We start from the raw sequence: 21,620 nt of genomic DNA, 5'->3' as shown, positions 1-21,620 counted from the left end.
CGGCAGTGGATCGAGGGAGGTGCGGGGAACCGGGATGAGCGGGGCCGACGAGGGTGAGCGGCTGGTGTCCGCGGAGGCGGGCGGGGTCGACGAGCAGCAGATCGAGGCCGCGCTGCGGCCGAAGAAGCTGGCCGACTTCGTCGGGCAGGAGCGGGTCCGGGAGCAGCTCTCGCTGGTGCTGCACGGAGCGCTGGGGCGCGGCCGGACCCCCGACCACGTGCTGCTGTCCGGCGGGCCCGGCCTCGGCAAGACCACCCTCGCCATGATCATCGCGGCGGAGCTCGGGCAGCCGCTGCGGATCTCCTCGGGGCCCGCGATCGAGCGGGCGGGCGACCTCGCGGCCGTGCTGTCCACGCTCGCCGAGGGCGAGGTGCTGTTCCTCGACGAGATCCACCGGCTGGCGCGGCCGGCCGAGGAGATGCTCTACATGGCGATGGAGGACTTCCGCGTCGACGTGGTCGTGGGCAAGGGCCCGGGCGCGACGGCGATCCCCCTGGACATCGCCCCCTTCACGCTCGTGGGCGCCACCACGCGGGCGGGCATGCTGCCCGGCCCGCTGCGCGACCGGTTCGGCTTCGTCGCGCACATGGACTTCTACGAGCCCGCCGAGCTGGAGGTCATCGTCCGCCGGTCGGCCCGCCTGCTGGACGTGGAGATCTCCGACGACGCGGCCGCCGAGGTCGCCGGCCGCTCGCGCGGCACGCCCCGCATCGCCAACCGGCTGCTGCGCCGCGTACGCGACTACGCCGAGGTCCGCGCCGACGGCGTGGTCACCCGGGAATCGGCCCGCGCCGCCCTCGCGTTGTACGAGGTGGACGAACGGGGCCTCGACCGGCTGGACCGTGCCGTCCTGGAGTCGCTGATGCGCAAGTTCGGCGGCGGACCGGTGGGCCTGTCGACGCTGGCCGTGTCGGTGGGGGAGGAGCCCGAGACCGTCGAGGTCGTCGCGGAGCCGTTCCTCGTCCGGCAGGGCCTGCTCGCCAGGACGCCCCGCGGAAGGGTGGCCACGGCCGCCGCGTGGGCGCACCTGGGGCTCGCCCAGCCGCCGACCGCGCCGATGGCGGGCACCCTGTTCGACCTGGACAGGGACGCCGGCGGAGCGGAATAGTGATCATCTGATAACGGGTTGGGAACTTCCAGGCGACGCCGATCGTCGCCTCGTTGCCGGGGTCTGGCGTACTCTCTAGACTCCGGGACTTGGTTCACCGTCTCCAGCCGGCGGTCCCTTTGCACGTGACCGGTCTGGTCACAGGCTGGGCAATCGACATCGGAAGGATGCCCCAGTAATGGGCAGCGACATGATTCTCGCGGCGAACAACGGCGGTAGCGGTGCCTTCAACCTGCTCCTGCTCCTCGCCGTGCCACTGGTCTTCTACTTCCTGCTCATCCGGCCCCAGAGCAGGCGCCGCAAAGAGCAGACGCAGATGCAGAACGCCATGGAACCGGGCGCCCGCGTCCTGACGACCAGCGGTATCCGCGCGACCGTCGTGTCGGTGGACGACGACGGTGTCGTGCTGGAGATCGCCGACGGCGTCGAGGTGCGGTTCGTCAAGCAGGCGATCATGCAGGTCCTCAAGGACGACGAGCCCGAGGAGCTCGACGACGAGCATGACGAGGACGTCGAGGACGCCGAGGACGAGGACGGCGACCGCGTCGACCTGTCCAAGGACGGCTCCGAGGTCGACCTGTCCAAGGACGGCGAGGCCGAGGCCGCGACAGAGGACGGCGAGCCCGAGTCCAAGCCGAAGGGGAAGGCGAAGGTCGAGGCGGGCGACAAGCCCGCCTGACCCCTCTCACGGCGACGATACGACGGGAAGTACGACGACAAGTGGCTCCGCCCAAGAATGCTCCCAAGCCCGGGCGCACGCTCCTCGCGCTCTTCGCGATCATGGTGGTCATGGCCGGTCTGGCGGTCTGGCAGGGGCAGACGAAGCCCAAGCTGGGCCTGGACCTCGCCGGCGGGACGACCGTGACGCTCACGGCCAAGACCGCGAACGGCAAGAATCCCCCGGCCGACCAGATGAACCAGGCCGTCAAGATCATGACGAAGCGCGTCAACGGTCTCGGGGTCTCCGACGCGGAGGTCGCCAAACAGGGCAGCAACAACATCGTGGTGAACGTCCCCGGTGAGGGGCAGGGCCGCGTCGTCAACCTGATCGGTACGACGGCGAAGCTGCAGTTCCGCCAGGTGTTCGCCACGGCCGACGGGCGGCCGACCAGCGGGGCGGCGCCCGCCCCGTCCACGAGCCCGTCGAAGGGGACGAGCGGCAAGAACGGGAGCCCGTCGCCGTCCGCGTCGGCCTCCCCGTCCGGGAGCGCGTCGCCGTCGACGTCGTCGACCCCGCGCGGCCGGGCCGTGTCGGGAGCGCTGGCCGCCCCGACGCCGAAGCCGTCGGGGTCCGCCTCGGCGTCTCCGGCGCCGTCGTCGCCGCTGGGCCAGCCGTCCGGGCAGCCGGGCGCGCCCGCGCAGGACTACCCGGGCGTCACCGACAAGGCCGTGATCAGCCAGTTCGAGGCGCTCGACTGCTACGGCGACAACCGGCGGGCCCCGGGGTCCAACGACCCGAACCGCAAGTTCGTCGCCGCCTGCGACCAGGACGCGGAGAAGGGCCAGGTCGCCAAGTACATCCTCGGCCCCGTCCAGGTCCTCGGCGAGAACGTCTCGTCGGCGAACCCGATGCCGCCGAACGCCCAGCAGGGCCAGGCCAGCTGGTCGGTCTCGCTGAAGTTCGACGGCAAGGGCGCCCGCGAGTTCGGCGCGGTCACCACCGCGGCGTCGCAGGCCTACCAGCAGAACCCGTCCTCCCCGCAGGCGCAGGTCGCGATCGTCCTGGACGGCCAGGTCGTGTCCGCGCCCAGCATCCGCGAGGGCCCCATCACCGGCGGAACGGCGAGCATCGACGGCCCGCCCGACAGCTTCAACCAGCGGTACGCCACCGACCTGTCCAACGTGCTGAAGTACGGGGCGCTGCCGCTGGAGTTCAAGCAGAGCTCCATCGACGAGGTGTCGTCCACGCTCGGCTCCGACCAGCTGACCGGAGGGCTGATCGCCGGCGCGATCGGGCTCGGCCTGGTGGTCCTGTACTGCCTGTTCTACTACCGGGGCCTCGGCCTGGTGGCGGTGTCCAGCCTGGTCGTGGCGTCGGCCATCACCTACGAGGCGGTGGTGATCCTCGGTGAGGGGATGGGCTTCCGGCTCTCCCTGCCGCACATCATCGGCCTGATCGTGTCCATCGGCATCACCGCCGACTCGTTCATCGTCTACTTCGAGCGGTTGAGGGACGAGCTGCGGGCCGGGCGCCGGCTGCGCTCGTCGGTGGAGAACGCCTGGAAGCGTGCGCGGCGCACCATCCTGGTCGCCGACGCGGTCACCTTCCTCGCGGCGCTGGTGCTCTACTTCCTCGCGGTCGGCGGGGTCGCCGGGTTCGCGTTCGCGATGGGCCTCACGACGCTCATCGACGTCGTCGTGGTGTTCTTCTTCACCAAGCCGATGGTCGCGCTGCTGGCGCGCACCGACTTCTTCGGCCGCGGGCATCCGATGTCCGGCCTCGACCCGAGGCGCCTGCACAAGCAGCCGCAGGACGCCTCCGCCGCAGCCGCCCGCACGACGAGCCAGGAGGCCTGAGCATGGGAACGCGTGCGGCATTCTCCCGGATCTACCGGGGCGAGATCAGCGCCGACATCGTCGGCCGGCCGAAGATCTGGTACACGATCTCCGGGCTGCTGCTGGCGCTGTCGATCGCGGGCCTGCTGGTGCAGGGGCTCAACTTCGGCGTCGAGTTCAAGGGCGGTTCCGTCTTCACCTTCAAGGCGCCGGGTGCCTCGATCGAGCAGGTGCGCGGCGCCGTCACCGACGGCGGCGCCCACCAGGTGATCGTGCAGAAGGCGGGCGGCGACTGGCGGGTCACGACCGAGAGCCTGTCCTCGAACGAGGTCACCGAGGTCAAGACGAGCGTCGCCAAGGAGCTGACCGTCCCCGCCGACAAGGTCAGCACCCAGGTCGTCGGCGCCTCGTGGGGCGGTGAGATCCAGAAGAAGGCCTGGCAGGCGCTGCTCGTCTTCATGATCTTGATCATCGGCTACCTGTCGGTGGCGTTCGAGTGGCGGATGGCCGTGGCCGCGGTGGTCGCGCTCGTCCACGACCTCGTGATCACGGCCGGCATCTACGCCTGGTCCGGGTTCGAGGTGACCCCGGCGACGCTGCTGGGCTTCCTGACGATCCTCGGCTACTCGCTGTACGACGCCGTCGTCGTGTTCGACATGATCAAGGAGGTCACCAAGCCGCTCGGGCCGACCTCCAAGACGACCTACAGCGAGGCCGCGAACCAGGCGCTCAGCAACACCCTGGTGCGCTCGCTGAACACCTCCCTGGTGGCGATCCTGCCCGTCGGCGCGATCCTGTTCATCGGGACGACGCTGTTCGGCGCCGGCACGCTGAAGGACCTGTCGCTCGCCCTGTTCGTCGGGATGATCGTCGGCACCTACTCCTCGATCTGCGTGGCGACGCCGCTGCTGGTCCAGTTCAAGGAGCGCGAGCCGAAGTACCGGCAGCTCCGGGAGAACATCGCCCGGCGCGAGCAGAGCGCCAAGCGGGCGTCCAAGGCCAAGGTCAAGGCGGGCGCCGGGGCCTCCCGGAGCGCGGCGGCGCAGGACGACGACCCGGAAGACGATCCCGAGGGCGAGGGCGCCGACCGTCCCGCCAGTGACGTTCGCAGCACGGTCACCGTGCGGAAGGTCGTGCAGACGGGGTCGCGGCAGCAGCCGAAGCGCGGGTCGCGGCAGCAGCGCCGCGGCGGCAAGTAGGGCGGGGGATCGTCGGAGTGGACCTCGACAAGCTGATCCGGGAGCGGATCCGCGACATTCCCGACTATCCCAAGCAGGGGGTGATGTTCAAGGACATCACCCCGCTGCTGGCCGACCATGTGGCGTTCGCCGGCGTGGTGGACGCCGTGGTCAACCACCACGGCCGCGGCACGGTCGACAAGATCGTCGGTATCGAGGCCCGCGGGTTCATCCTCGCCGCGCCCGTCGCCTACCACTTCGGCGCGGGCTTCGTCCCGGTGCGCAAGAAGGGGAAACTGCCCTCGGCGACGGACGCGGAGACCTATGATCTCGAGTACGGGAGCGAGACGATCGAGATCCATCTCGACGCCTTCGAGCCCGGCGACCGGGTGCTGATCGTCGACGACGTGCTGGCGACCGGCGGGACGGCCAGGGCCGCGACCGAACTCGTCCGGCGCGGCGGCGGCGAGGTCGTCGGGCTGTCGGTCCTCCTCGAGCTGTCGTTCCTACACGGACGCGACAAGCTGGGGAATCTGGACGTTCATTCCCTGGTTACGGTCTAGTACGAAATAGGCGCCGGATACACTGGGCCAATCAGGGTCCGATGGGGACGGGCGCGACCCCGCGGCAAGGGCGCGGCGCCCGGATGGACTAGGGAGGCTGGGTGCCAGGTGAGGTGGTATCGACCGACGCGGTGAACGCCGCCGCCGAGGAACGGCGCGCGCCGCCACCGCCCGACGTCCGGCCGCCCGAGCCCGACGACCCCGCCGCCCGGACCCCCGCGTCCGCCCCGCCCGCCCAGCCATCGAGACCCGATGCCCCCCCAGCCACAGGCCCCGCCGCCGCCCCGGACGCCGATGACGAGTCCGGGTCCGCCGTCCCGTCCAGGCCCACGCCGGCCACGATCCCGCCGTCCGCCGCCCGGGTGCGCCGCAGGCTCGCCAGGTTGGGCGCCCAGCGCGGCCCCGCTATGAACCCGGTACTCGAACCTCTGATCAAGACGGTCCGCAACACGCACCCGAAGGCGGACCTCCGGCTCATCGAGCGCGCCTACGACGTGGCCGCGCACTACCACCGGCACCAGAAGCGCAAGAGCGGCGACCCGTACATCACGCATCCGCTCGCGGTCGCCACGATCCTCGCCGAGCTCGGCATGAACACCGAGACGCTCTGCGCGGCGCTGCTGCACGACACCGTCGAGGACACCCCCTACACCCTCGACCAGCTGAGCGCCGAGTTCGGCGAGGAGATCGCCGCCCTGGTCGACGGCGTCACCAAGCTCGACAAGGTCAAGTACGGGGAGGCCGCGGAGGCCGAGACCGTGCGCAAGATGGTCGTGGCGATGTCCCGCGACATCCGCGTCCTGGTGATCAAGCTCGGCGACCGGCTGCACAACATGCGCACCCTGCGCTACATGCCGCGGCACAAGCAGGAGAAGAAGGCCCGCGAGACCCTGGAGGTGTTCGCGCCGCTCGCGCACCGCCTCGGGATGAACACGCTGAAGTGGGAGCTGGAGGACCTCGCGTTCGCCACGCTGTACCCCAAGCGGTTCGACGAGATCGCCCGCCTGGTGTCCGAGCGCGCCCCGCGCCGCGACGTCTACCTGCAGGAAGTGATCGAGAACGTCTCCACCGACCTGCGCGAGGCCCGGATCAAGGCCACCGTGACGGGCCGGCCGAAGCACTACTACTCGATCTACCAGAAGATGATCGCGCGGGACGTCAGCTTCGACGACATCTACGACCTGGTCGGCATCCGGGTCCTCGTCGACAGCGTCCGCGACTGCTACGCCGCACTCGGCTCGATCCACGCGCGGTGGAACCCGGTCCCCGGCCGGTTCAAGGACTACATCGCGATGCCGAAGTTCAACATGTACCAGTCGCTGCACACGACGGTGATCGGCCCGGAGGGCAAGCCCGTCGAGCTGCAGATCCGCACCTGGGGCATGCACCGCCGCGCCGAGTACGGCGTCGCCGCGCACTGGAAGTACAAGGAGGAGACGGTCGGCGGCCGCAAGGCCGGTGACATGCAGTGGCTCCGCCAGCTCCTCGACTGGCAGAAGGAGACCGCCGACCCGGCCGAGTTCCTGGAGTCGCTCCGCTTCGACCTGTCGGTCTCCGAGGTCTTCGTGTTCACCCCGAAGGGCGACGTGATCGCGCTGCCGCAGGGCGCGACCCCCGTCGACTTCGCGTACGCGATCCACACCGAGGTCGGGCACCGATGTATCGGCGCCCGCGTCAACGGCCGCCTCGTCCCCCTCGAATCGACCCTCGACAACGGCGACACCGTCGAGGTCTTCACCTCCAAGTCGCCCGACGCGGGCCCGAGCCGCGACTGGCTCGGCTTCGTCAAGAGCGCCCGCGCCCGCAACAAGATCAAGCACTGGTTCTCCAAGGAGCGGCGCGACACCGCGATCGAGTCCGGCAAGGACGCCATCGCCCGCGCGATGCGCAAGCAGAACATGCCGCTCCAGCGGATGATGTCGGGCGAGGCCCTGCTCGCCCTCGCCCGCGACATGCGCTACCCGGACGTGTCGTCGCTGTACGCGGCCGTCGGCGAGAGCCAGGTCTCCGCGCAGCACGTCGTCCAGCGCCTGGTCGACGCGCTCGGCGGCGTCGAGAGCGCCGAGGAGGACCTCGCCGAGATCGCGCTGCCGACCCGGCGCAAGCGCACCCGCCCCGCCGGCGACCCGGGCGTCGTCGTCGCCGACGACCCGGACGTGTGGGTCCGGCTGTCGCGCTGCTGCACCCCGGTGCCCGGCGACGACATCGTCGGCTTCGTGACCCGCGGCCACGGCGTCTCGGTCCACCGCGCCGACTGCGCCAACGTCGAGAGCCTGAAGTCGCAGCCGGACCGCCTGATCGACGTCAAGTGGTCCCCGGGCGAGGACTCGGTGTTCCTCGTCGCGATCCAGGTGGAGGCGCTCGACCGTCCGCGCCTGCTGTCGGACGTGACGCGCGTCCTGTCCGACCAGCACGTCAACATCCTGTCGGCGTCGGTCACCACGACCCGCGACCGCGTCGCCGTCAGCCGCTTCACCTTCGAGATGGGCGACCCGAAGCACCTCGGGCACGTCCTGAAGGCCGTCCGCTCCATCGACGGCGTCTACGACGTCTACCGGGTGACCAGCGGCGCCACCAAGTAGGAGCACGCACGCGAAAGGGCGGCCGCGCGCGCGGCCGCCCTTTCGCGTGCGGGTCAGTCGTCGGAGGGCTCGTCCTCGGGGACGAAGTCGACGCCGGCCTCCGCGCGCTGCTCCGGGGTGATGGGGGTCGGCGCGGCGGTCAGGGGGTCGTAGCCGGACGCGGCCTTCGGGAAGGCGATCACGTCGCGGATGGAGTCCTGGCGGGCGAGGAGCATGACCACCCGGTCCCAGCCGAACGCGATGCCGCCGTGCGGGGGAGGCCCGAACTTGAACGCCTCCAGCAGGAAGCCGAACTTGGACTCCGCCTCCTGCTTGGACAGGCCCAGCACGTCGAAGACGCGCTGCTGCATCTCGGCGCGGTGGATACGGATGGAGCCGCCGCCGATCTCGTTGCCGTTGAGGACGAGGTCGTAGGCGTCGGCCAGGGCGGGGCCCGGGTCCTCGTGGAAGGTGTCGGCGAACTCGGGCTTGGGTGCGGTGAACGGGTGGTGCACCGACGTCCAGCCGATCTGCTCGCCCTTGTCGTCCTCGACCGGTTCGAAGATCGGCGCGTCCACGACCCAGACGAACTCCCAGGCGGACTCGTCGATCAGGCCGCGGCGGCGGCCGATCTCCAGGCGCGCGGCGCCGAGGAGCTCCTGGGTGGAGTGCCGCTTGCCGGCCCCGAAGAAGACCGCGTCGCCGGGGGAGGCGCCGGTCCTGGCGGCGAGGCCCTCCTTCTCGGCGTCGGAGAGGTTCTTGGCGACCGGGCCGCCGAGGGTGCCGTCCTCCTGGACGAGCACGTAGGCGAGGCCGCGCGCTCCGCGCGCCTTCGCCCAGTCCTGCCAGCCGTCCAGCTCCTTGCGGGTCTGGGACGCGCCGCCCGGCATGACGACGGCGCCGACGTACGGGGCCTGGAACACGCGGAACGACGTGCCGGCGAAGTACTCGGTCATGTCGGTCAGCTCGTTGCCGAACCGCAGGTCCGGCTTGTCGGAGCCGTAGCGGGCCATCGCGTCGGCGTAGGTGATGTGGGGGATCGGGCGGGGGATCTCGTACCCGGCGATCTCCTTCCACAGGCGGGCCACGAGGTCCTCGCCGACCCTGAGGACGTCGTCCTGCTCGGCGAAGGACATCTCGATGTCGATCTGGGTGAACTCGGGCTGCCGGTCGGCGCGGAAGTCCTCGTCGCGGTAGCAGCGGGCGATCTGGTAGTAGCGCTCGAGGCCGCCGACCATGAGGAGCTGCTTGAACAGCTGCGGCGACTGCGGGAGCGCGTACCAGTGGCCCGGCTGGAGCCGGACGGGGACGAGGAAGTCGCGCGCGCCCTCCGGCGTGGACCGGGTGAGGGTGGGCGTCTCGACGTTCACGAAGCCGTGCTCGCGCATCACCTCGTGCGTCAGGAACGAGGCCTCCGACCGGATCCTCATCGCCCGCGCGACGGCCTCGCGCCGCAGGTCGAGGTAGCGGTACTTGAGGCGGATCTCCTCGTTGACGTTGACGTCGCCCTCGATGGGGAACGGCAGCGGCGCCGCGTCCGACAGCACCTCGATGTCGGCGGCGGCGACCTCGACCTCGCCGGTGGGCAGCTCGGGGTTCTCGTTGCCCTCCGGCCGCACGCGGACCTCGCCGACGACCTTGACGCAGTACTCGGCGCGGAGGTCGTGCGCGGTGTCCTCCTCGCGGAAGACGACCTGCGCGGTGCCGGAGGCGTCGCGCAGGTCGATGAACGTGACGCCGCCGTGGTCGCGGCGGCGGCCGACCCAGCCGGCCAGCGTTACCTGCTGCCCGGCGTGCTCCTTGCGGAGCGTGCCCGCCTCGTGGGTGCGGATCATCTGGAGAGCCTTTCCTTCAACGTCGTGGTGAGGTCGGTCAGCGGGACGGCGGTCTGCTCGCCCTCGGCCATGTCCTTGACCTGGGCGACGCCGTCCGCGATATCTCGCTCCCCGAGGATCACGGCGTACCGGGCGCCCGAGCGGTCCGCGTCCTTCATGGCGCCCTTCAGCCTCTTGCCGCCGAACGCCATGTCGGCGGCGATCCCGGCGCGGCGCAGTTCGGCGACGAGGGCGAACATGCGCCGCTCGGCGGTGTCGCCGAGCGCCACCCCGAACGCCTCGCAGCGGGGCTTCGCGGCGAACGCGGGGCCCTGCCCGTCCGACGACTCGGCCTCCAGCGCGAGGATCGTGCGGTCCAGGCCGAGGCCGAACCCGATGCCGGGCAGGGGCGGGCCGCCGATGTCCTCCGACAGCCCGTCGTAGCGGCCGCCGCCGCCGATGCCGGACTGGGCGCCGAGCAGCGGGTGGTCGAACTCGTAGGTGGTGCGGGTGTAGTAGTCGAGGCCGCGGACGAGGGTGGGGGTGTCCTCCCACGCGATGCCGAGGTCGGCGAGCAGTTCCCGGACGCGGTCGTGGTGCGCCTTGCACGCAGGGCACAGGTGGTCGGCCATGAGCGGGGCGCCCGTGAGCTGCTCGCGGACCTTGGGGCGCTTGTCGTCCAGCACCCGCAGCGGGTTGATCTCGACGCGGGCGCGGGTGTCCTCGTCCAGGTCCAGGCCGCGCAGGAAGTCCTGCAGGAGGGCCCGGTAGGCGGGGCGGCACTCCTTGCAGCCGAGCGAGTTCAGCAGCAGCCGCACCCGGGTCAGGCCCAGGGAGCGGTACCAGTCCCACGCGATCGCGATGGTCTCGGCGTCGACCTGCGGGTCCTCGCTGCCGATCGCCTCCAGGTCGAGCTGGTAGAACTGCCGGTAGCGGCCCTGCTGGGGGCGCTCGGCGCGGAACGCGGCCCCGGTCGTCCACACCTTCACCGGCAGCGGGCCCTTGTGCAGGTTGTTCTCCAGGACGGAGCGCAGCACCGACGCGGTGAACTCGGGGCGCAGCGTCAGCGAACGGCCGCCCCTGTCCTCGAAGGTGTACATCTCCTTGGAGACCACGTCGGTGGACTCGCCGACGCCGCGCCGGAACAGGTTCGTGTCCTCGAACACGGGCAGTTCCAGGTAGCCGTAGCCGGCCAGCCTCGCCTGCTCGGCGAACGCCTCCCGGATGGCGTAGAAGAGGTCCGCCCGCGGCGGCACGTATTCGCTGACCCCCTTGGGGGCCCGGAAGCTCGAACTCATGGTCTTAGGTTCAGAATCCCTTGTCAGGTCCGTCAGCGGGGGCCAACCGATTCCCCAGGGGGGACGACCCCCCTGGACCCCCCGGCAAAACGCCGGTCAGGAACGGATTGGCCGCGCGCTCACGGCCGATTGTGGTCTGGTCGCCGTGGCCGGGCAGGACGGCCGTCTCGTCGGGCATCGTGAGGCACACCCGGGACAGGCTGGCGAGGATCTGCTCGTACGATCCGCCCGGCAGGTCGGTGCGCCCGATGGAGCCGGCGAACAGCAGGTCCCCGGTGAACATCACGTCGGGGATCTGCGGCGTGCTGGGCGTCCGGAACGTCACCGACCCGGGCGTATGGCCCGGTGCGTGGTCGACGGTGAGGCTCAGCCCGGCCAGCTCCAGCACCGCCCCGTCGGCCAGTTCGCGCACGTCGTCGGGCTCGGAGAGCTCCAGGCCGCCGAACAGCTGCTGCCCGGCGCCGAGCGACAGGCCCTTGGCCGGGTCGGTCAGCAGGTCGCGGTCGTCCGGATGGACGTAGGCGGGGACGTCCTTGGCGCCGCAGACCGGGGCCACCGACCAGACGTGGTCGAGGTGGCCGTGCGTCAGCAGCACCGCGACCGGCTTCAGCCGGTGCTCGCGCAGGATCTCCTCGATCCCGGCCTCGGCGTCCTGGCCGGGATCGATGATCACGCACTCCTCGCCCGCGGCGGGCGCCACGACGTAGCAGTTCGCGGCGAACGATCCAGCGGGGAACCCGGCGACGAGCACGGTCGTCCTTCCTTAGAACCATCTCGGTGGGCGTGTTCGAGGGTACCGGCGCGGCCGCGGCCACCGCGAACGGGATAGTGCGGCCGACGTGTCGCGGGCCGGCGCGCCGGGGGCGCCGCCGGGCGGGGAGGCGCTCCCTGAACGCCGAGGCGCTTTTACTCGCGGGTACCGCTACTATGCGCTGCACGTTCACCTGATCACACCGGAGAGGCGAGGCACGTGGCGTCGAAGGACCGCAAGAAGCAGCTCGCGCGGCAGCGCTACGAGCGCCAGCGGCAGCGGCAGGCGCAGGAGGCGGCGCGGGCGCGCAGACTCAAGATCATCACCGTTGCGGCGGTGGTGGCGGTCGTCGTGGTCGGCGGCGGCGCGTTCATGGTGCTCAGCAAGGACGACAAGTCCACCGCCGCCGGGCCCCAGTGCACCTACAAGGCGGCCGAGCAGGACGGCGCGCCCAAGGGCATCGGCACCCCTTCGGGCAAGCCCGCCTACCCGAACATCGTCCAGACGACGATGAAGACCAACCAGGGCGACGTGGAGATGCAGCTGTACGGCGACAAGGCGCCGTGCACGGTCAACTCGTTCACCTACCTGGCGCAGAAGAACTTCTTCGACAAGACCTCGTGCCACCGGCTGACGAGCGGCGGGCTGAACGTCCTGCAGTGCGGCGATCCGACGGCGAAGGGCACCGGCGGGCCGGGCTACCAGTTCGCCAACGAGAACACCGGCGGCGCCACCTACACCGAGGGCACGCTCGCCATGGCGCACAGCAGCCTGCCGGACTCCAACGGCAGCCAGTTCTTCATGGTCTACAAGGACTCGCAGCTCCCGCCGGAGTACACGGTGTTCGGGAAGATCACCAAGGGCCTGGACGTGCTGAAGAAGATCGCCGACGCGGGCTCGGAGCCGAAGGGCGACGGCGCGCCCAAGAAGAAGGTAGAGATCCAGGACGTCGCGATCGCCGGGAAATAGGCGAACGGGATACTAAGGTGTGGAGGGTCCGGTCGCCGTGAGCGCGTCCGGACCCGCGATTCAGGAGGCAAGGGTGTCCAGCGCGACCGATCCCTGGGGCCGGGTGGACGAGGACGGCACCGTCTATGTCAGGACGGCCGACGGCGAGCGGGTCGTCGGTTCCTGGCAGGCCGGCGCGCCCGAAGAGGCCCTGGCCTACTTCAAGCGCAAGTACGACGCGCTCGCCACCGAGATCGGCCTGCTCGAGCAGCGGGTCCGCACCACCGACCTGCAGCCGGCCCAGGCCCAGCAGAGCATCGACCGGCTCCGCGAGGCCGTCGCCGAGGCGCACGCCGTCGGCGACCTCGGCGCCCTCCTGCGCCGTCTGGAAGGCCTGTCCGAGCAGGTCGGGCGGCGCCGCGAGGAGGTCAAGGCCCAGCGCGAGCAGCACCGGCACGAGGCCCGCGAGACCAAGGAGCGGATCGTCGCCGAGGCCGAGCGGATCGCGGTCGAGGAGACGCACTGGAAGAACGGCGGCGAGCGCCTGCGCCAGCTGGTCGAGGAGTGGAAGGCCGCCGACCGCATCGACCGCCCCACCGAGACCGCGCTGTGGAAGCGGCTGTCGGCCGCCCGCAACGCCTTCACCAAGCGCCGCAAGGCCTACTTCGCCACCCTCGACGACCAGCGCGAGGAGGCCCGGCGGGAGAAGGAGCGCCTGGTCGCCGAGGCCGAGGCGATGTCCGGCTCCACCGACTGGGGCGACACGGCCGCCGCCTACCGCGACCTGATGCGCCGCTGGAAGGTGGCCGGGCGCGCCTCCCGGGACGCCGAGGAGGACCTGTGGGTCCGCTTCAAGGGCGCCCAGGACACCTTCTTCCAGGCCCGCAGCGCCGCGTTCGCCGAGCGCGACGCCGAGTTCCGCGGGAACGCCGAGGAGAAGGAGAAGATCCTCGCCGAGGCCGAGCGGCTGCTGCCCGTGCGGGACATCCGGCAGGCCCGCCAGTCCCTGCGTGCGATCCAGGAGCGCTGGGAGGCCGCCGGGATGGTCCCGCGCGACCAGCGCGACCGCCTCGAGGGACGGCTCCGCAAGATCGAGGAGGCCGTCCGCTCCGCCGAGGAGAACGAGTGGCGCCGCACCAACCCCGAGGCCCGCGCCCGCGCCGAGGCCACGGTGGGGCAGCTCCGCAGCTCCATCGAGCAGCTGGAGAAGCGGCTCGGCAAGGCCCGCGAGGCCGGCCGCGCCAAGGACGTCAAGGAGGCCGAGGAGGCCCTCAGCGCCCGCCGTGCCTGGCTGGAAGAGGCCGAGCGCACCCTCGCCGAGTTCTCCTGAGCCCTTGACCATCCTCCCGGCTCCCGGGCCGCTCTCCTGGTCCCTAAGCCGTGCGGCCCAGGAAGGCGAGCATGCGCGTCTGCTCGTCGGCGCCGCGTGGGGCGGGCCGGGGCGGGGCCAGCCGGCCCTCCGCCCGCAGTGAGGCGGCGACCACCTGCGCCGTGGCGAACGCGTGGTGGACGAGGTCGGGGTCCAGCCGGGAGGGCTGGCCCGTCGCACGGGCCAGGTCCCAGGCGTGCACCAGCGGCTCCATGATGTATCCCTCCAGGTAGTCGCCCAGAGGCAACTCGCCCAGCCCCTCGAACGGGATGGGGCGGTCCAGGGCGTCGGGAGTGAGGGCCGCCGCGCACTCCTTGCGGGCCGCTCGCCAGCTCATCAGGACATCGCCCGGGACGAACCGCGCCGGGTCGGAGCCGATGTCCGGCTCGGGCTCTCCCGTGGCCAGCGCCCGGACCAGGAACTGGCCGCCGGCCACGTGGCCGGCGACGTCCCGGGCGGTCCACCCCGCGCAGGGCGACGGCGCGTCCCACCCGTCGCGGGGGACGCCGGCCACCAGGCCCTCGAAGAGGTCGAGGGCCCGGTGGTAGCCGCTGAGGTTGTGAGCCATGGTGGTCAGTGACCCGCGATCCGACGGCGCTGTCAAGCGCTATCGCGAAGCCGACCGGCGCCGGATCACACGGCGGGCGAGCCGCGCCGCCGGAGCATCGCGTTCATCTGCGTGATCTCCGCCTGCTGCCCCTCCACCATGGTGCGGGCGAGGCGCCGGACCCGGTCGTGCCCGGTGCGCTCCAGCGCGGCCCGCGCCATGCCGGCGCCGCCGCGGTGGTGGGCGATCATCAGCTTCAGGAACATCACCTCGGCCGCCCGGCCCGACGCCTTCTCCAGGTCGTCGAGCTGAGCGCGCGTCGCCATGCCGGGCATGGCGGCGGCTGGGCCGCCGTGGCCGCCGCCGTGCCCGGACATCCAGCGCATGCGGCCGGACGGGTCGGTCTTCGGCAGGCCCCACTCGTCCAGCCAGGCCGTCATCATGCCGATCTGGGCGGACTGGGTGTTGATGATGTCGTAGGCCAGCAGCCGGGTCTCGGGGTCGCCGGTGCGGTCCCTGACGACGAACGACATGCGGACCGCCTGGGCGTGGTGCTCGCTCATGTCGCGGGCGAACCCGGCTTCGGGGCCGTCCGCGCCGGGCCGCTCCGAGCGGGAGACGGCGAGCGCGACCAGGGCGGCGCCGGCGAGCAGCACCAGGACCGCGAGGGCGACGGTGACCCGCCGCCCCCGCGGTGCCGCGGAGGCCGCGCTCACGGGGTGTCCTTGCCGCCGGAGCACGGCGCGCCGGGCTCGGGGGTCTGCGGGCCCTTCACGAAGGCCCGCAGGAACCGGTCCACGCGCGGATCGCTCGCCTCCTGGAGCCTGACCTGCCGGCCCCAGGCGGTGAGGACGACCGGCGAGTCCTGGGCCGGGTAGGGGCTGAGCATCGTGTAGTCGGCGGCGGCGACCTTGCCCTTGAGGACGTCGAGCTGGTCCGGGGCCACGCCGGGGCGGTAGGTGATCCACACGGCGCCGTGCTCCAGCGAGTGGACCGCGTGCTCGTTGCGCACCGGCGCGTCGTACACGCGGGCGTCGCAGTTCTGCCAGACGGGGTCGTGGTCGCCGCCCATCGGCGGGTCGGTCTCGTAGTCGACCGTGCCGCCGACGTGGCCGCGGCCGAGGCCGTCCTTCGTCACGAGGCCGGGGAAGGACTCCTCGTCGGCCGACGACCTGGTCTGCATGAGCGCGAAACCGATGGCGAGGACCGCCACCAGGCCGATCACGGTGAAGAACGCGATGCCTCCCCACGGGACCTCGCGCCGGGTCAGCGCGTTCTTCTTGGCGTTCTTCCCGGCGGCGGTGCCGCGCGCGTTCTTGTTGCGGGCGCTCTTGGACATGCGGGCGTCCTCTCAGGGTGCTGTAGATGAGTACGGACAGGGGGCAGCGCCGCATCAGGCGGAGAGGGATGCGGGCGGTGCGAGCGGCCGGAGGGCCGGTCCTTCTACAGCCGGAGAACCTGGAGTGAGGGCTGGGACGCGGGGAGGAGCCGAGCGCCGGGTGGCGGGGAGAGCGCCCAGCCGAGGCGGGCGGGCGTGCGCGAGAGGGGGCGGCGCAAGCCGGCGGCCAAGCCCAGCAGAACGAGGATGAACAGGACGGCCAGGCACAGGCACGCGTGCATGGGAACAGGGTCGGGCGCCTTGATCGGAGAGGCCGCCGACGCGGCCTCTGCGGGGCCGTGAGAGCCCTGGAGAGCGAAAGCAGCGGCGCCCGGCTGTCCGTGGCCCGAGGAGGTCGAGGCGGCGCCGACGGGAACGCTCACGGCGTGCTGGGTGCAGATCCGCTGCGGCGGTACGTGGCCCAGCCCGTAGCTGAACACCAGGCCGCCCACGACGAAGAGCGCCACGAGCAGACCTGCCGGCCCGTGGCGTCGTCGAGGGGCCGTACCGGACACCGTCACGCTCCTGATCGCGCCTTTCGGGCTGTTCCAACGCCGCGGCGGCGTTCCGGGTTCCCGCCCGCCGCGAACGCGCGGGAGGCCGGCGGGACCGCCCGCGGCGGGCGTCCGGGACTGTCCGCGCCGCGAGATAGTGTCGGAGCGTGACCACCAGGGCGGAATCGGGCGAGCCGGAGGGCCTTTTCGACGCTCCGGAGCGGGGCGGGGCGGCCCCGGCGGCCGCGCGTCCGCCGGACCCGGCGCCGCCCGCCGGGGGCGGCGCGGAGCAGCCGCTCGCCGTCCGCATGCGCCCCCGCGCCCTCGACGAGGTCGTCGGGCAGGGCCACCTGCTCGGCCCCGGCACGCCGATCCGGCAGCTCGTCGACCGGGACGTCCCGATGTCGCTCGTGCTGTGGGGCCCGCCCGGCACGGGCAAGACCACCCTCGCCACCGTCGTCAGCCACGTCACCTCCCGCCGCTTCGTGGAGATCTCCGCGGTGAGCGACGGCGTCAAGCGCGTCCGCGCCGAGATCGACCTGGCGCGCCGGGAGCTCGGCATGACGGGGCGGCAGACGGTCCTGTTCGTCGACGAGGTGCACCGCTTCAACAAGGCCCAGCAGGACGCCCTGCTCCCCGCGGTGGAGAACCGCTGGGTGTCCTTCATCGGCGCCACCACCGAGAACCCGTTCTTCTCCGTCATCAGCCCGCTGCTGTCGCGCTCCCTGCTGCTCACCCTGGAGCCGCTCGGTGAGGACGACCTGCGCGAGGTGATCCACCGCGCCCTCGCCGACGAGCGGGGCCTGAACGGCGCGGTCGCCCTCGATCCCGCCGCCGAGGACCACCTCGTCCGGCTGGCCGGCGGCGACGCCCGCCGCACCCTCACCTACCTGGAGGCCGCCGCCCTCGTCGCCGAGGACGGCGCCGTGATCGACGTCGACGTGCTGGAGAAGGCCGTCGACCGGGCCGCCGTCCGCTACGACCGCGAGGGCGACCAGCACTACGACGTCATCAGCGCGTTCATCAAGAGCATCCGCGGCAGCGACGTCGACGCGGCGCTGCACTACCTGGCCCGCATGATCGAGGCGGGCGAGGACGCCCGGTTCATCGCCCGGCGGCTGATCGTGCACGCCAGCGAGGACGTCGGCATGGCCGACCCGACCGCGCTGCAGACCGCGGTCGCCGCCGCGCAGGCGGTGGAGTTCGTCGGCCTGCCCGAGGCCCGCATCAACCTGGCCCAGGCGGTGATCCACCTCTCCCTGGCGCCGAAGTCCAACGCGGTGATCACGGCGGTGGACGGGGCGCTCGGCGACGTGCGCAAGGGGCTCGCCGGACCCGTCCCCGGGCACCTGCGCGACGCGCACTACAAGGGAGCCGCGAAGATCGGGCACGGGCAGGGCTACAAGTACGCCCACGACCACCCCGGCGGCGTGGTCCGGCAGCAGTACGCGCCCGACGCCGTGGACGGGCGGGAGTACTATCGCCCGACCAGGCACGGCGCGGAGGCGAGGTTCACCGAGGTGCTCGCACGGATCCGCTCCGTGCTGCGCGGTACCGCCGACCGGCGATGACCGGTCCTCCCCGGCCGGTGCTCCCGCCATGCGGCCTGGTGGACCGGTAAGGTCTGTCAGGCCATGCCCGGCCCCGTGCCGACCCCACGCGAACGGAAAGCCCTGATGCTCACTGGTGGACAGCTAGCAGCCCTCATCGTGGCCGTGTTCTGGGCGGTGCTGGTCTCGTTCATCGCGCTCACCCTGCTGAAGCTCTCCCGGCTGCTCGGCGAGGCCAGCGAGCTCGTCCACGACATCGGCGACCAGGCCGGCCCGCTGATGGACGACATGGCCCGGACGGTGAAGCGCGCGAACGAGCAGCTCGGCCGCACCGACGTCATCACCCGGCAGGTCGCCGGCGTCACCCAGAACGTCTCGGCCGTCACCACCGTGATGACCTCGGTGGTCGGCGGCCCGCTGGTGAAGGCGGCCGCCTTCTCCTACGGCGTCCGCAAGGCCCTCGGCGGCCGCGACGGCGAGGGGCGCGCCGAGTCCGGCCGCCCGGAACTGCAGGCCCGCTCCTCGGGCAGGGGACGCAGATGAGGCGGCTGTTCTGGCTCTCGGTCGGCGCGGGGGCCGGCGTCTACGCCACGCACCGCGTCAAGCGGCGCGTGGAGCGGTTCGCGCGCGCCCTGTCGCCCGAGAGCGTCGCGGCGCGCGCGGTGTCGACCGGGCAGGGCGCCGGCGAGCGGTTGAGGCTTTTCGCCTCCGACGTCCGTACCGAGATGCGGGCCCGCGAGGAGGAGCTGCGCGAGGCCGTCCGCATGGACCAGGCTCCGCCGGACGGCGGGGGACCGCCGTCCCGCCGCGTGCTCAAGGCGAGATACACGATCATCGAGAACGACAAGGATGGCCACTGATATGGAGTCGGCAGAGGTCGCACGCCGCTTCCTCGGATTCTTCGAGGAGCGCGGGCACACGGTGGTGCCCTCGGCCAGCCTGGTCGCCGAGGACCCGACCCTGCTGCTGGTCAACGCCGGCATGGTCCCGTTCAAGCCGTACTTCCTCGGCCAGCGCACCCCGCCCTCCCAGCGGATGACGAGCGCCCAGAAATGCGTGCGCACCCCCGACATCGAGGAGGTCGGGAAGACCACCCGGCACGCCACCTTCTTCCAGATGCTGGGCAACTTCTCCATCGGCGACTACTTCAAGGAGCAGGCGATCCCGTTCGCCTGGGAGCTGCTGACCCGGCCGCGGGCCGACGGCGGCTTCGGGTTCCCCGAGGACAAGCTGTGGGTCACCGTCTTCCACGACGACGACGAGGCCCTGAACATCTGGCACGACAAGGTCGGCGTCCCCCTCGAGCGCATCCAGCGGCGCGGCATGGAGGACAACTTCTGGTCGATGGGCGTCCCCGGCCCGTGCGGCCCCTGCTCGGAGATCTACTACGACCGCGGCCCCGAGTACGGCCGCGAGGGCGGCCCGGTCGCCGACGAGGACCGCTACCTCGAGGTCTGGAACCTCGTCTTCATGCAGTTCGAGCGGGGCCCCGGCGAGAGCAAGACCGACTTCCCGATCCTCGGCGACCTGCCCGCCAAGAACATCGACACCGGCATGGGCCTGGAGCGCATGGCGGCGATCCTGCAGGGCGTCGACAACATCTACGAGACCGACACCCTCTGGCGGGTCCTCGACCGCGCCGCCGGGCTGACCGGCACCGCCTACGGCCGCGACCACCGCGCCGACGTGTCGCTGCGCGTCGTCGCCGACCACGTCCGCAGCGGGACGATGATGGTCGCCGACGGCATCCGCCCCGGCAACGAGGGCCGCGGCTACGTGCTGCGCCGCATCCTGCGCCGCTCCATCCGCAACCTGCGCCTGCTCGGCGGGCAGGACGCCGGGCTCATGCACGAGCTGACCGCGGTCGCGATCGGGGCGATGGGCGAGCAGTACCCCGAGCTGGTGCGCACCGCCGCGAACATCCACACCGTCATCGACGCCGAGGAGGACTCCTTCCTCCAGACGCTGCGCACCGGGACCGCGATCTTCGACACCGCCGTCGGCGAGACCAAGCGCTCGGGCGGCGCGACCTTGGCGGGCGAGCAGGCGTTCAAGCTGCACGACACCTACGGCTTCCCGATCGACCTCACCCTGGAGATGGCCTCCGAGCAGGGCCTCCAGGTCGACGAGGAGGGCTTCCGCCGGCTCATGAGGGAGCAGCGGGAACGCGCCAAGAAGGACGCCCGCGAGAAGAAGACCGGCAACCTCGACGTCTCCGTCCTGGACGAGCTGCTCACCGGCGCCGGCGGCAGGGTCGACTTCACCGGCTACGGCAGCCTCGCCGGCGACGCCCGCCTCGTCGGGCTGCTGGTGGGCGGCGCCAACGCGCCCGCCGCCGGGGAGGGCACCGAGGTCGAGGTCGTCCTCGACCGCACCCCGTTCTACGCCGAGGGCGGCGGCCAGCTCGCCGACCACGGCCTGATCCGGCTCGGCAACGGCGCCGTCATCGAGGTGACCGACGTCCAGGCGCCCCTCGCCGGGCTCATCGTGCACCGCGGCCGGGTCCGCAGCGGCGAGGCGCAGGCCGGCGACACCGCCTACGCCGAGGTCGACGTGGAGCGGCGACGGGCGATCTCCCGCTCGCACACCGCGACCCACATGGTGCACGCCGGGTTCCGCCGCGCGCTCGGCGAGTCCGCCGCGCAGGCGGGTTCGGAGAACTCGCCCGGCCGGTTCCGGTTCGACTTCACCGCCTCCGGCGCCGTCCCCGTGAGCGTGCTGCGCGACGTCGAGGACGAGGTCAACGAGGTCCTGGTCGGCGACCTGGACGTGCGCGCCTTCCACACCTCGATCGACGAGGCCCGCGCGATGGGCGCGCTCGCGCTGTTCGGCGAGAAGTACGGCGACGAGGTCCGCGTCGTGGAGGTCGGCGACTACTCCCGCGAGCTGTGCGGCGGTACCCACGTCGCCCGCAGCGGGCAGCTCGGCCTGGTCAAGGTGCTGGGAGAGTCGTCCATCGGCGCCGGCGTCCGCCGCGTCGAGGCGCTCGTCGGCATCGACGCGTTCCGGTTCCTGGCCCGCGAGAGCGTCCTGGTGGCGCAGCTCGCCGAGCAGATGAAGACCCGCAAGGAGGAGCTGCCCGAACGCGTCTCCGGCGTGGTCTCCCGCCTGCGGGACGCGGAGAAGGAGCTGGAGAAGCTGCGCTCGCAGCAGGTCCTCGCGATCGCCGGTTCCCTCGCCGAGAGCGCCAGGGACGTGGGCGGCACCGCGTTCGTGGGGCACCGCGCCCCCGACGGCACCGGCGCCGACGACCTGCGGAAGCTGGCCGTCGACATCCGCGGCCGGCTCACGGCGCGTCCCGCGGTCGTGATGGTCGTCGGCGTGCCGAAGGACCGTCCCGTCGTGGTCGTCGCCGTCACCCAGGGCGCGCGCGACCGCGGCCTCAAGGCCGGCGCGCTCGTCGGCCTGGCCGCCAAGGCGCTCGGCGGAGGCGGCGGCGGCAAGGACGACCTCGCCCAGGGAGGCGGGGCCAACCCCGCCGCCGTCGGCGACGCCCTCGCCGCCGTCGAGCAGGCGGTAGGGGCCGCGTGAGCCCGGGGACGACGGGGCAGGAGATGCGAGCCTC

19 protein-coding genes are annotated in these 21,620 nt (G+C 72.0%); 12 read left to right on the top strand and 7 right to left on the bottom strand.

The window, feature by feature from the left end; genetic code table 11:
* The first annotated feature begins 34 nt into the window (after positions 1-34).
* The 6 genes from ruvB (at position 35) to FKD65_RS05035 (ending at position 7,927) form a co-directional block, all read left to right on the top strand.
* A complete protein-coding gene (gene ruvB / locus FKD65_RS05060; RefSeq protein WP_141586385.1) occupies positions 35-1,108 on the top strand; it encodes a Holliday junction branch migration DNA helicase RuvB in 1,074 nt (357 codons plus the stop codon).
* A gap of 178 nt (positions 1,109-1,286) precedes the next feature.
* Positions 1,287-1,787, top strand: coding sequence for a preprotein translocase subunit YajC (gene yajC, locus FKD65_RS05055; RefSeq protein ID WP_240809970.1), 501 nt, complete (start codon positions 1,287-1,289; stop codon positions 1,785-1,787).
* Between the two features lie 41 nt (positions 1,788-1,828).
* The gene (secD, locus tag FKD65_RS05050) at positions 1,829-3,625 is read left to right on the top strand and encodes a protein translocase subunit SecD (RefSeq protein WP_368367217.1); all 1,797 of its coding nucleotides are present in this window, start codon (positions 1,829-1,831) and stop codon (positions 3,623-3,625) included.
* Positions 3,626-3,627: 2 nt separating this feature from the next.
* On the top strand, positions 3,628-4,803 hold the full coding sequence (gene secF, locus FKD65_RS05045) for a protein translocase subunit SecF (RefSeq protein WP_141576375.1): 1,176 nt from the start codon (positions 3,628-3,630) through the stop codon (positions 4,801-4,803).
* Between the two features lie 17 nt (positions 4,804-4,820).
* Positions 4,821-5,345: an adenine phosphoribosyltransferase gene (locus tag FKD65_RS05040; protein WP_141576374.1), complete on the top strand. Its 525-nt coding sequence runs from the start codon at positions 4,821-4,823 to the stop codon at positions 5,343-5,345.
* 407 nt (positions 5,346-5,752) lie between these two features.
* Complete coding sequence (locus FKD65_RS05035) at positions 5,753-7,927, top strand: bifunctional (p)ppGpp synthetase/guanosine-3',5'-bis(diphosphate) 3'-pyrophosphohydrolase (protein WP_240810289.1); 2,175 nt, start codon at positions 5,753-5,755, stop codon at positions 7,925-7,927.
* A 53-nt stretch (positions 7,928-7,980) separates the two neighbouring features.
* On the opposite strand, the gene aspS is transcribed toward FKD65_RS05035, so the two are convergent.
* The 3 genes from aspS to FKD65_RS05020 are packed head-to-tail and all read right to left on the bottom strand — an operon-like array spanning position 7,981 to position 11,769.
* Positions 7,981-9,741: an aspartate--tRNA ligase gene (aspS, locus tag FKD65_RS05030; RefSeq protein ID WP_141576372.1), complete on the bottom strand. Its 1,761-nt coding sequence runs from the start codon at positions 9,739-9,741 to the stop codon at positions 7,981-7,983.
* Entirely contained in the window at positions 9,738-11,018 is a 1,281-nt protein-coding gene (gene hisS / locus FKD65_RS05025) for a histidine--tRNA ligase (RefSeq protein WP_141576371.1), read from the bottom strand. The genes aspS and hisS overlap by 4 nt, the downstream gene beginning before the upstream one ends.
* Before the next feature lie 10 nt (positions 11,019-11,028).
* Positions 11,029-11,769, bottom strand: a complete 741-nt coding sequence (locus tag FKD65_RS05020; RefSeq protein WP_141576370.1) for an MBL fold metallo-hydrolase — start codon at positions 11,767-11,769, stop codon at positions 11,029-11,031.
* 219 nt (positions 11,770-11,988) lie between these two features.
* Between FKD65_RS05020 and FKD65_RS05015 the strand changes: the two genes are divergently transcribed.
* Positions 11,989-12,738 carry a peptidylprolyl isomerase gene (locus FKD65_RS05015; RefSeq protein ID WP_141576369.1) on the top strand — a complete coding sequence of 250 codons (750 nt, stop codon included), beginning with the start codon at positions 11,989-11,991 and terminating at the stop codon, positions 12,736-12,738.
* A gap of 73 nt (positions 12,739-12,811) precedes the next feature.
* Complete coding sequence (locus tag FKD65_RS05010; protein ID WP_141576368.1) at positions 12,812-14,047, top strand: DUF349 domain-containing protein; 1,236 nt, start codon at positions 12,812-12,814, stop codon at positions 14,045-14,047.
* 43 nt (positions 14,048-14,090) lie between these two features.
* On the opposite strand, the gene FKD65_RS05005 is transcribed toward FKD65_RS05010, so the two are convergent.
* The 4 genes from FKD65_RS05005 to FKD65_RS04990 all read right to left on the bottom strand — a co-directional run bounded on the left by FKD65_RS05005 (position 14,091) and on the right by FKD65_RS04990 (position 16,478).
* Positions 14,091-14,654 carry a TIGR03086 family metal-binding protein gene (locus FKD65_RS05005; protein WP_141576367.1) on the bottom strand — a complete coding sequence of 188 codons (564 nt, stop codon included), beginning with the start codon at positions 14,652-14,654 and terminating at the stop codon, positions 14,091-14,093.
* Positions 14,655-14,719: 65 nt separating this feature from the next.
* Positions 14,720-15,349 (bottom strand): DUF305 domain-containing protein, encoded by a 630-nt coding sequence (locus FKD65_RS05000; RefSeq protein ID WP_141576366.1) that lies wholly within the window; start codon positions 15,347-15,349, stop codon positions 14,720-14,722.
* Positions 15,346-15,972 (bottom strand): DUF3105 domain-containing protein, encoded by a 627-nt coding sequence (locus tag FKD65_RS04995; RefSeq protein WP_141576365.1) that lies wholly within the window; start codon positions 15,970-15,972, stop codon positions 15,346-15,348. Before FKD65_RS04995 ends, FKD65_RS05000 begins: the two co-directional genes overlap by 4 nt.
* 104 nt (positions 15,973-16,076) lie before the next feature.
* Entirely contained in the window at positions 16,077-16,478 is a 402-nt protein-coding gene (locus tag FKD65_RS04990; protein ID WP_141576364.1) for a hypothetical protein, read from the bottom strand.
* 335 nt (positions 16,479-16,813) lie between these two features.
* Between FKD65_RS04990 and FKD65_RS04985 the strand changes: the two genes are divergently transcribed.
* From FKD65_RS04985 to alaS, 4 genes are all read left to right on the top strand, one after another.
* On the top strand, positions 16,814-18,076 hold the full coding sequence (locus FKD65_RS04985; protein ID WP_240810288.1) for a replication-associated recombination protein A: 1,263 nt from the start codon (positions 16,814-16,816) through the stop codon (positions 18,074-18,076).
* Positions 18,077-18,181: 105 nt separating this feature from the next.
* Complete coding sequence (locus tag FKD65_RS04980; RefSeq protein WP_141576362.1) at positions 18,182-18,598, top strand: DUF948 domain-containing protein; 417 nt, start codon at positions 18,182-18,184, stop codon at positions 18,596-18,598.
* Positions 18,595-18,915 (top strand): hypothetical protein, encoded by a 321-nt coding sequence (locus tag FKD65_RS04975; RefSeq protein ID WP_141576361.1) that lies wholly within the window; start codon positions 18,595-18,597, stop codon positions 18,913-18,915. The genes FKD65_RS04980 and FKD65_RS04975 overlap by 4 nt, the downstream gene beginning before the upstream one ends.
* Position 18,916: 1 nt before the next feature.
* Positions 18,917-21,586 carry an alanine--tRNA ligase gene (gene alaS, locus FKD65_RS04970; RefSeq protein WP_141576360.1) on the top strand — a complete coding sequence of 890 codons (2,670 nt, stop codon included), beginning with the start codon at positions 18,917-18,919 and terminating at the stop codon, positions 21,584-21,586.
* The last annotated feature ends 34 nt before the right edge of the window (positions 21,587-21,620 follow it).

Source organism: Actinomadura sp. WMMA1423, from assembly GCF_006547145.1.
Classification (GTDB): domain Bacteria; phylum Actinomycetota; class Actinomycetes; order Streptosporangiales; family Streptosporangiaceae; genus Spirillospora.
This window is presented reverse-complemented; position numbering and strand designations above follow the sequence as displayed.